8 protein-coding genes are annotated in these 7,012 nt (G+C 49.5%); 5 read left to right on the forward strand and 3 right to left on the reverse strand.

From position 1 onward, the window contains the following. Positions 1 to 330 precede the first annotated feature (330 nt). Together HRU10_14635 and HRU10_14640 are read left to right on the forward strand one after the other, a co-directional pair. On the forward strand, positions 331 to 1,548 hold the full coding sequence (locus HRU10_14635; protein NRA28469.1) for a hypothetical protein: 1,218 nt from the start codon (positions 331 to 333) through the stop codon (positions 1,546 to 1,548). Positions 1,549 to 1,753: 205 nt separating this feature from the next. After that, a complete protein-coding gene (locus tag HRU10_14640; GenBank protein NRA28470.1) occupies positions 1,754 to 2,107 on the forward strand; it encodes an antibiotic biosynthesis monooxygenase in 354 nt (117 codons plus the stop codon). On the opposite strand, the gene HRU10_14645 is transcribed toward HRU10_14640, so the two are convergent. Next, complete coding sequence (locus HRU10_14645) at positions 2,052 to 2,846, reverse strand: helix-turn-helix transcriptional regulator (protein ID NRA28471.1); 795 nt, start codon at positions 2,844 to 2,846, stop codon at positions 2,052 to 2,054. The two genes, HRU10_14640 and HRU10_14645, sit on opposite strands and share 56 nt — an antisense overlap. Before the next feature lie 105 nt (positions 2,847 to 2,951). Here HRU10_14645 and HRU10_14650 point away from each other — a divergent pair, with 105 nt between their 5' ends. Beyond that, on the forward strand, positions 2,952 to 3,632 hold the full coding sequence (locus tag HRU10_14650) for a phytanoyl-CoA dioxygenase family protein (GenBank protein ID NRA28472.1): 681 nt from the start codon (positions 2,952 to 2,954) through the stop codon (positions 3,630 to 3,632). A gap of 361 nt (positions 3,633 to 3,993) precedes the next feature. On the opposite strand, the gene HRU10_14655 is transcribed toward HRU10_14650, so the two are convergent. Further along, positions 3,994 to 4,596, reverse strand: a complete 603-nt coding sequence (locus HRU10_14655; protein ID NRA28473.1) for a nitroreductase family protein — start codon at positions 4,594 to 4,596, stop codon at positions 3,994 to 3,996. 82 nt (positions 4,597 to 4,678) lie between these two features. Continuing rightward, positions 4,679 to 5,395 carry a pirin family protein gene (locus HRU10_14660; protein NRA28474.1) on the reverse strand — a complete coding sequence of 239 codons (717 nt, stop codon included), beginning with the start codon at positions 5,393 to 5,395 and terminating at the stop codon, positions 4,679 to 4,681. Between the two features lie 107 nt (positions 5,396 to 5,502). On the opposite strand from HRU10_14660, the gene HRU10_14665 reads away from it, so the two are divergent. Together HRU10_14665 and HRU10_14670 are read left to right on the forward strand one after the other, a co-directional pair. Further along, the gene (locus HRU10_14665) at positions 5,503 to 6,396 is read left to right on the forward strand and encodes a LysR family transcriptional regulator (GenBank protein ID NRA28475.1); all 894 of its coding nucleotides are present in this window, start codon (positions 5,503 to 5,505) and stop codon (positions 6,394 to 6,396) included. Between the two features lie 64 nt (positions 6,397 to 6,460). Then, complete coding sequence (locus HRU10_14670) at positions 6,461 to 6,985, forward strand: hypothetical protein (protein ID NRA28476.1); 525 nt, start codon at positions 6,461 to 6,463, stop codon at positions 6,983 to 6,985. Positions 6,986 to 7,012: the final 27 nt, after the last annotated feature.

A 7,012-nucleotide genomic window follows, 5' to 3' on the forward strand; every position in this document is an offset into this window, starting at 1 on the left:
TAGACACGATCAACCGCTACAGCCCATCAATACTCAGGTTTGATCTCCGCCATCAGGTCTTATGGGATGGCTGTGAAGCAATTTCATAGAACCGATCGAGCACTCTCGAGAGGCGGCTGAAGAGTTTTCAGAGGTAGGCCAAAACCTTGAATCAGAAACGCGCGAAGTGCGGCAACAGGTGGATGGTCTAAAGGTAGCCGTCGGGGGCCACGGCAAAGCCTCTGGATGTTGATTTTTTCGTTCCGCTCATGGCGGATCCAAAACCCTAGATAGAATGCTATGAAAAATGTATCCATAATTAAAATACATACTCTCCTCTTCTGCCTGTGCATGAGCGCAGCTAACAACGCCTCCGCACAGTCAAATGAGAAGTCCTCCAGCTGGAAATCCACAATAAAGACTCACGCTAGCATCGCGATCGACACCAACGTCTACATCCAGGACGCCGGACCGAATGCCGAGGAATCTTCGCTTGTCTGGAAAGCGGGTCTCGACTTCAAAACGGCATATACTTCTGAGAACGCCAAAGTAGCACTTTCATTCGCTCCAACATTAATCGAGTACGCCGACACTGACGATCAAAGCCATCAAACTTATATTTTTTCCGCATCAGGCAAAGCTGGCACTCCCGACTCCGGACTCATTAAAGGCAAAGCAAATTTCCATGTAATCGATGGCAATGAACTTGGTCCTTCTTTTCCAGGGACCGGGGCCACCTTCCTGGGGGGAGTGGGCCGCAGAAATCGACATGACGCCTACATCGCGAAACTCAGTCTCGCCTACACGCGCGCTTTCTCGGAAACCCTCCATGGCACCGTCCGCTACAATGGTTATTTCCACGACTTCCAAACGCGTTCATTTGAATCATCCGACCCCAACAAGCCCACCGGCTACGTCAATTACTCTGACCGTTCCAACCAAACACTAGGTTTGGAAGTTGGCTGGCAAGCCCTCGGTGAGGCTTCCGTGCGTGCCGCATACGAATTTGGGTGGCAGGACCAGGATGAAAAACTGGGCAGCTCATTAGAATATGATAACACCTACCACCGCCTTCTCATTGGCGTATCGGGCAAGGTCAACGAAACGTTCAGCGCAGATTTTCTAGTTGGACCCGAGTTCAGATCATTCGATGGCACCTCTGCCACTGGGTTTGATGAAGATCGCACCCTACTCTACGCCGCTGGATCTGTATCAGCAAAACTCGGGAAAAAAGGTAAACTGACAGCAATCGTATCACGCTACGCTCAGCCATCTTACACAGGCGGCAGTGTCTACGAAGACTATAAATGGACTTTCAAATACGCCCAAGCATTCGACGATGGCCTGGATACCACACTCGCTTTTGTCCGCTACGAGGGGGACTGGTTGAGCGGACAAGGTATCAGTCGCAATGACATCCTTTACTCTGGAATCGCCACGCTACAGAAAGGCTTTGCCAATGGACTCAAGGTGAAAGGCCTGGTCCAGTATGACACCAGCGAGTCCGTGGTCGCTATCCAAGAGTATGACCGCACCTATGCCGAGGTGTCTGTTCACAAAACTTGGTAGCAGTTGGTTCTGCCCGGGTACCCAGTGAAGTCGCCCGCGTAATTTCGCTTTGGCTATAACGCTCTCGAAGTCAAGTGACCGTAATTCAAATCGAAACCAAACTAGCGAGCCGACAGAGCGGCTTGGCTACAGTTCATATTAGGCAACACCGGTTTTTTCCTATTTCAGATTGTCTTTAATTGGGAGTCTGAGATGCATACCTGAAATGGAAAAAGTGGTGCTGAGAGGGTATATCTACGTAACTGGTAAAGACCTGGAGGCGGTGCGCGGTGCTCTTCCCGAGCACGTGGAGCTCACACTTGCAGAGCCGGGATGCCTCATATTTCAAGTAACTGAGGACCCCCATCAGGCGGGACTATTCTCTGTCTATGAAGCATTCGATTCACCAGAGTCATTCCAAGCACATCAGAACCGCGTCCAGGCTTCATATTGGGGCAAGATCACCGTAGACGTCCGGAGAGATTACGAAATCAAAGGGCTGGACACTGGAAAATCGAATTCAGTCAGATCTGTGACTCATGACGAAACGCACGGGGCGACATCCCGTAGCGCAGGCTGAAACGACGACAAAAATAAGCGGGATCTCGAAAACCGGATTCATAGACAATCTGCTTGATCGGCACCTGCTCCATGCGCAAGCGTCGCGCCGCAAGGACCAAGCGTTGAGCAATGAGATAATCCTGTGGAGGTTGTCCCACCATCTCCTTCCACACGCGGCGAAAGTGATGATAGGAAATCGAAAGCCGAGAAGCTAACTGACGGAAATCCCAGTCTATCTCCGGCGCAGCGTTTATCTCTTCTTTGATCCCTGTGATCGCTTCAAACAGCTCAGACATGCTCGCGGGATGAGGCCGTTGTAGCTCGAAGAGTAGGCCTTCCAAACATTGAACCGCTCTAACATGGGAGCCCCGCTCAGATTCGATATGAGTAAGTATCTCATCCATCCTGTGCGAAAAAAACGTCGGGTCCTCAACTTTGATGGGAATCCTTTGAACATCCGCTGGAAATAATCCATGAGCTAGATAGCGATCCGCCCGGACCCCAGAAAAGGCCACACATCGATGCACCCAACTTCTATCTTTCTGAGGCCATCCAAAGCGATAGCGCGGACCGGCATAAGTCAACCAAGCTACTGGGCCGGTAAATTCGACCAATTCTTCATCCCCGACGGCGTGTAGAAAACTCCCTGCCTCGCAATAATCTAAGACATAGTAATCGGAGAATACCTTATCGATCCACGCATTGCATTGGAGTTTTTTACCTCCAAACAAGAATCTGAGATCGTCATAGAAATCCATGCTCAAATAGGTCAATTTTTTGATTAAATCGTTTCATCCTTATGAATTTAAAAGACCAATATTGTATTTATTTTCGACTACTCTCAGATCAAATAAATCAATAAAATGAATACCTTACCAGAACCTAGCAAAACACTTTTCGTGATGACAGAAGAGGATGTCAGAGAATTTTACCGCGAAGCCTACATCGTAGCGCGCAATTTCATCTCTTCAAAAAGCGTCGATATCATCAATACCTCATACGAATCAGGAATCGAAACCCTCGCTGGTAGAAAAGAGTGGAAAGGGCTCCCTTTTTCAGAAGCTGCTCAGAAGGAACTCTATACTACCCGCGTAATCGAAGGACTCGAACTTCTCATGGGCGGAGAACTCGAGCTATGGCTCGGAATGTATGCTGTTGTGATGCCCGGAGGCAATGGGCTCGCTTGGCACCAGGACAACCAATACACCCACGTCCTTGGACACATGTGCAACGCATTCGTTGCCTTGGATACAATCACTCAGGAAAATGCCGGTCTCTGGATCGCTCCACGCTCCCATCTTCTTGGAAGACTGCCTAATGAGAACAAAGAGCCGGGGCATCGACGTGCGGCCGAGCCAGCCAACGCAACACCGGCACCTGACCTCAACCCAGGGGATGCAGTCATTTTTCACCGCGAGTTCCTACACCACAGTAAAATCAACCATACAGATAGACCCCGCAGAGCTTTTGCATTCCAAATTGCTAACAAGAATTGCCGATTCGCAAAAACCGGTGAGCTCGTGACCTCAAAAGAAAAGTGTTAACCCAACCTCTACAATCTTACCAAATATATACATATAATTTCATAGCCACATCCAATCAGGATTCGAATTTTGCTGCACCACAGAATACGCAGATAAGTGTCCTGCTATTGGGTATTTATGCTTAGCATGTAGCGGGCTGTCATTTGCATGGATGGCCTTCAGATTCGTGAAGTATCCATATGCGCAACCCCGTGCGCGCTTATCTTTTTCGCAAAATCTCTTCTATATAGATAGATCTGTGAATATTTGCGTAATCTGTGGTTAAAAACTGTGGGGCAGCTTTGAAATAACTTGATGAACACCAGCTCTCGCCAGGGTCCCAAGAAGGTAAAGCTGCCCCAACCAATGGGAGATCCTAACTCTAGAACCGATCGTAAATTACGACCTGGTCGTCGGGCAGGCGGGCGCCGCGGTCCCAAGCGGGCTTAGCCTCTTTACCCACAGGGATCATAAAACTGATGATCGTTCCTTGGGGCAGATTGACGAGTTCGGCCACCTTCTCGCCGTCAAAGCCGATCATGGGGCAAGAGTCGTAACCTAGACCTTTGGCAGCAAGCATGAGAGTCATCCCAGCAAGTGCTGAAGAACGAATGGCTTCGTCACGAATGAGCTTATCATTATCTTCGTAAAAGGGTTTGATCATAGGTCCGAGGATGTCTTGAACTTCTTGTGGCGCGTGCCCCCAGTAGTTGGCTGGATCAGCGAGGTGCGCCTTAATATCCGCGCACATTAGAAAGAGCACACTCGCGTCGGTAACCTGTGCCTGGTCCCAAGCAACCGCGCGGATTTGTTTGAGCAGCTCCGGGTCACGGATCACCAGTAGCCGGTAGTTCTGCATATTAAAAGAAGACGGTGCGAGTTTAGTCAGGCGGATCAGCTCCGCGAGATCGGCCTCGGGCATGACATGCTCGGGGTCGTAGTGTTTCACTGAGCGCCGCTCATTGATAGCTTGAATTACGTCCATAGTATATTTCCTAGCAGTGTTTGTATTAAGTTGAGAAAACATGGAGAAGGAGCGGAATGCGCTTATTCCGCTCCGTATTGGATTAGCTGAGACGGAACAGGATAAATTCTGCGTCCCTGCTAGCTGCAATATCAAAAGCAGTAGCCTCGACAGCTCCACCATCTCCATCAGTTAATACATGCTCGCCGATCTGGATATCTCCTTTGATAACCTGAATCCAAGCGTAGGGGAAACGGGCATCTTCAGGCACCGCCAAGCTATTTCCATTTCGCAGATCTCCAAAAAAGATCTGAGCATCCTGGCGAATTTCAGCCGAATCGTTTTCTCCGTCGGGCGACGCTAGAAGGAAGAGCCCATTTTCGACACGACGCTCGGCTGTATCGAAGTCACGGTAACGCGGCTCGCCGCCTTGCTCACGAGGCGTGATCCAGATTTGTAGGAAATGGGCAGATTTATCTGCCTGGGGGTTAAACTCGCTGTGGAGCACCCCACTGCCGGCGCTCATATATTGAAACTCGCCCCCTTTAATAACGCGTCCATTGCCTAGGCTATCCTTATGCTCCAGCTCGCCATCGATCACATAGGAGAGTATCTCCATTGAACGGTGTGGATGGGTTCCAAAGCCTTGGCCAGGAGCCACCTTGTCTTCATTGATTACGCGCAAGCTGCGGAAACCGACGTTGTCGGGGTCCCAATACTCTCCAAAGGAAAAAGAGTGCCGGCTATTCAACCAGGCGATCTGTGTGTGGCCCCGTTTTTCGGACGGGCGTTTGGTGAGGGTAATGTCGTTTTTGATCATGGATCTATTTTATCACCGATTGATGATTTGTCTTATACCAGATCTGTCATCGCTCTATGCAGGATCTGCATTGGCAAATTCGCTCAAGATCCATTGCTTGATTCAGAATGGACCTCAAAAAACTCAACTACTTGCTCGCTGTGGCTGAGGAGCTAAATTTCAGCAAAGCCGCACGTCGACTCGGAGTGAGTCAGTCTATGGTAAGCCGAGCCGTGAAGGAAATTGAGGATACAGTGGGCGAAAAGCTCTTTTTCCGCGATGCCAGTAGTATCGCACTCACCCCGGCAGGCGAAGCGTTCATCCCTAGAGTAGATGAAGCGTTGCTAACGATCGAAGAAGGCCTCAAGGAAATGCGTGAGGCATCGGCCCGCTGTGAAACTCAGATCGATATCGGCTATCTACCATCCTCTTACGACACATTTGTCGGCGATGTCATAAATGTGTTTCGTCAGACCTTCGCCTCGACACAGCTTACCCCTCACCCAATGGATGCAGGTCCGATGGTAGAAGCTCTGCGCGCAGGAAAAATCAACATCGCCTTTATCGGGCATATCTGCGCGGAGCTAGAAAAGGAATTCGATGTATTTAAACTGTGGCGCATCCCCTTGGTTATTGTCTTGGGGGCTCAACATCCATTGGCCAAGAAAGAGCGTCTAGAATTGAGCGAGCTGGCGGAACTACCCCTGATATCCCTTGACAGTGAAAACTTCCCTGGACGCCACGCCTTGATCCTCCAGGCCTTGCGTACCGCTGGTGTGAATCCAGCAGAAATTCGCCAAGTGGACGGTCCCTTGACCGCCCTAGCTCATATCGCAGCCAGCGACGTGTTCTCCCTGATGCCGAGTGAAGTCGAGAGCATCGCGACTCAGCATGTGCGTTTTATCCCCCTCAAGGATCCAGGTCCTAGCGTGGATTTCTATGCTCTGGTCCGTCGTGATGAAGCACGAAAATCGGTGCTCACTCTGCTCAATGAATGTAAACGGATCGTGGAAGCCAAGTAGCATAGGATCTGGTTAGCCTATGCCACCTTACCGAGCGCGTCGAAGTGGTTGAAACACAGTGTCTGTGAATACAAAAGCTAAAGATCGAATGCTAAAGCTGAGGTATGTTTATCTCAGGTATATTCTGATATCCGTAGCAACGCTTTCAACTTATACCGGACTCAGACGGATATTCGATTTTCAGCTGGGACTACTCAGCCTAAAGGATGAAGCGCTGGACTTGTTTTTCCCATTGTTTATCGCATATCTCGTCAGCTACCTTGGGCTGCGGCGACCACTTAAAATCTACAAGACCTCCAATCGCTCAAACAATCGTCATGAAAATAATGCCATGCTAGCATGGCTTGCAATCTCCTGTCCGTTGATCGTGAGCCAATTTTATGTCAAGGCTGCGGCATTCGAATTAGTTCCGATTCAGGACGTGAGCGAACTTAGGGATTTTCCACAGGAAAAGAATTTTGAGATCAAAAATATCTCAGTCGATTGGAATACATATCACTATTCCTACAGCACGAATACCACCGGAAAACACAACGAAATGAAGTGGTTCCGAACCTTGGACAGGTTTTTTTGTTCTGTTAAGGTGTAGCTCAGCCAGCTCCTGAAGGAAGTCGAG

This window comes from Opitutales bacterium (assembly GCA_013215165.1).
GTDB lineage: Bacteria > Verrucomicrobiota > Verrucomicrobiia > Opitutales > JABSRG01 > JABSRG01.